We start from the raw sequence: 2,874 nt of genomic DNA, 5'->3' as shown, positions 1-2,874 counted from the left end.
GTCGCGCTCGCGCTCGCGCTCGCGTCCCCGGCCGGCATCGCGGCCGCCGCGGCCGCGGCCCTTCGGCCGGGCCGCCGCCTCGGCGATCTCCTCGTTGCTCACCGGGTCCAGCCCCTCGACCTCGATGCGCGGGATCGGCATGCCGGTCAGCTTCTCGATCGCCGCGACGTTCCGCGCGTCATCGGCCGTGGCGATGGTGAAGGCGGCGCCTTGCCGGCCCGCCCGGCCGGTGCGGCCGATCCGGTGGACATAGTCCTCGTCGCGGTAGGGCACGTCGAAGTTGAAGACATGCGACAGACCGCCGATGTCGATGCCGCGCGCCGCGACGTCGGAGCAGACCAGCAGCTGCAGCTCGTTGTTCTTGAACTTGTTCAGCGTGGCGAAGCGGGTCGGCTGGTCCATGTCGCCATGCAGCGCGCCGACCGAGAAGCCGTGGCGCTTCAGCGACTTGTAGAGGATGTCCACCTCGATCTTCTTGTTGCAGAAGATCAGGGCGTTCTGCACGTCCTCGCGGCGGATCAGGCGCCGCAGCGCCTCCCGCTTGTCGAGCTCGCGCGTCCAGAGCAGGCCGGCGGTGATAGTCGTCGCCACGCTCGCGGGCGCGGAGACGCTGACCTCCTTCGGGTTGGACAGGAAGGCGTCGGCCAGCTTCTTGATCTCGGGCGCCATGGTCGCCGAGAAGAACAGGGTCTGCCGCATGCCCGGCAGCAGGGAGACGATGCGCTCGACATCCGGGATGAAGCCCATGTCGAGCATGCGGTCGGCCTCGTCGATGACGAGGACCTTGCAGTCCGCCAGCAGGATGCGGCCGCGGTCGAACAGGTCCAGCAGCCGGCCGGGCGTGGCGATCAGCACGTCCACGCCCTTCTCGAGCACGGCGCGCTGGTCGTTCATGCTCTCGCCGCCGATCAGCAGGGCATGCACCAGGTTCAGGTGCTTGCCGTACTTCACGAAATTCTCGGCGACCTGCAGCGCCAGCTCGCGCGTCGGCTCCAGGATCAGGCTGCGCGGCATGCGCGCCTTGGCCCGGCCGCTGGCCAGGATGTCGAGCATCGGCAGGGTGAAGCCGGCGGTCTTGCCGGTGCCGGTCTGCGCCGTGCCCAGCACGTCGCGGCCCATCAGGACGATCGGGATCGCCTGTTCCTGGATCGGGGTCGGGGTGACGTAGCCCGCCTCCGCCACCGCGCGGAGGATCGGCTCGGACAGGCCGAGATCGGCGAAGGTGACGCGCGGCGCGGCATCCTCCTCCTCGGCCTCCGGGTCCTCGTCCTCATCCTGGTCCGAGTCCTGCTCGGCGTCGTCGGACTCCGCGTCCTCCGCGTCGTCCTCCGCGGCCGCCGCCTCGGCCCCGATCGGATCCTCGGTCGCCGCTGCCACGGGCTCGGCCATCGCCGGCTCGGGCGCAGCCTCGGCGGCGATGTCCGGCTCGGGCTCGACCGGCTCGGACTGCGCCGGCTCGGGCTCCGCGGGCGCGGGTTCGGGGGCTGCGGCCATGGGCGCAGCGGCGGTGTCGGTCTCGGGGCGGTTGTGCGGGTGGTCGGCCGCCACATCGGCAGGCCGGTCGGAGCTATCGTTCAAGAGCGGTCGGTTCCTTCGCCGGGACGGCGGCGGCAAGGCGGCCGGGCCCCAGCACGAAAGGCTGGGCGACACGGGCCGAAAACCGACGCCCGGCGCGCCACGCAACGAGGGCCGCCGTTCCAGGTCCGGCCCGCATATGCGCCCTCGGAGGCAGAAAATCAAGCTTTGCGGGGCCTTGGCGGCGCTGTTCCGCCAGTCGCGGTTCCGCTCTAAGCCGGTAGCGCCATGCCCGATGCCGTCCCGCTGCTGCTTCTCCCCGGCCTGCTCTGCGATGCCCGCCTCTGGCAGGACCAGGTCGCCGGCCTGTCCGGCCTGGCCGCCTGCCGGATCGCCGACACCACGCTGGACGACGGCCTGCCGGCGATGGCGCGCCGGGCCCTCGCGGCGGCGCCCGACCGCTTCGCGCTGTGCGGCCTCTCCATGGGTGGCTACCTCGCCTTCGAGATCCTGCGGCAGGCCCCGCAGCGGGTGACGCGGCTGGCGCTGCTCGACACCTCGGCCCGGCCCGACACGCCGGAGCAGGCGCGGCGCCGCCGCGGCCTGATGGCCCTGACCCGGACCGGCCAGTTCCGTGGGGTGACACCGCGCCTGCTGCCGCAACTCGTGCATCCGGACCACGTCGCCGGGCCGGTGGGCCAGTCGGTGATGGCGATGGCGGAGCGGGTGGGGCGCGAGGCCTTCCTGCGGCAGCAGGCAGCCATCCTGGGCCGCCCGGACAGCCGCCCGGACCTGCCGGGGATCCGCGTCCCGACCCTGGTCGCGGTCGGTGAGGCGGATGCGCTGACCCCGCCCGACCTCGCGGCGGAGATCGCCGCCGGCATCCCTGGCGCGGTGCTGCGCCGCCTGTCCGGCTGCGGCCACCTGCCGCCCATCGAGATGCCGGAGGCGGTGACGGCGCTGCTGCGGGACTGGCTGACCGGCTGAGTCGGCGGCGCGCGTGCCGCGATGCGGCCGCCCGTCGCCGGCGTCGCCACGGGCGGCAGGGCTGGCCGGCGCTTCGGCCATTTCAGGGTCATGCCGCCGACCGGCTGGGCGCGGTGTCCGGCGGTGCGCGGCCCGGGTCGTGCGATGCGGCGGGAGCGGTTCTTCAGGGCGGGGGCCTTTGGACGGGCAGGGTGCCATTTCCCGCCATGCCCGATGCCGCCCCGCGATCCGCCCTAATCCGGCAGGCAGCGCACCGACTCCGGGCGCGCCAGGGCAGCGACGGCGCGCGTTCCCGCCGGGCAAGGCGCCTGGCGCTGGCCGGCCGGCGGCAGGCCGCGGTCCCAGCCGCGGCCAGGGCCTTCGCCGGGCGCC

General features: G+C 73.8%; 2 protein-coding genes. One reads left to right on the top strand and one right to left on the bottom strand.

Going from position 1 to position 2,874, the window contains the following annotated elements; all coding sequences use genetic code 11:
• Positions 1 to 1,494 (bottom strand): DEAD/DEAH box helicase (locus tag E2C05_RS30680; protein ID WP_133223402.1); only part of this gene is annotated, 1,494 nt, incomplete at its 3' end.
• 309 nt (positions 1,495 to 1,803) lie between these two features.
• On the opposite strand from E2C05_RS30680, the gene E2C05_RS30675 reads away from it, so the two are divergent.
• A complete protein-coding gene (locus tag E2C05_RS30675) occupies positions 1,804 to 2,502 on the top strand; it encodes an alpha/beta fold hydrolase (RefSeq protein WP_133223401.1) in 699 nt (232 codons plus the stop codon).
• The last annotated feature ends 372 nt before the right edge of the window (positions 2,503 to 2,874 follow it).

This window comes from Paracraurococcus ruber (assembly GCF_004353985.1).
GTDB classification, from domain to species: Bacteria; Pseudomonadota; Alphaproteobacteria; order Acetobacterales; family Acetobacteraceae; genus Paracraurococcus; species Paracraurococcus ruber.
Note: the sequence above shows the minus strand (reverse complement) of the source record. Positions and strands in the feature narration are given on the sequence as shown.

Coding starts and splice junctions, on each gene's coding strand:
- E2C05_RS30675 (WP_133223401.1), top strand. CDS start 1,804: ATGCCCGATGCCGTCCCGCTGCTGCTTCTCCCCGGCCTGCTCTGCGAT.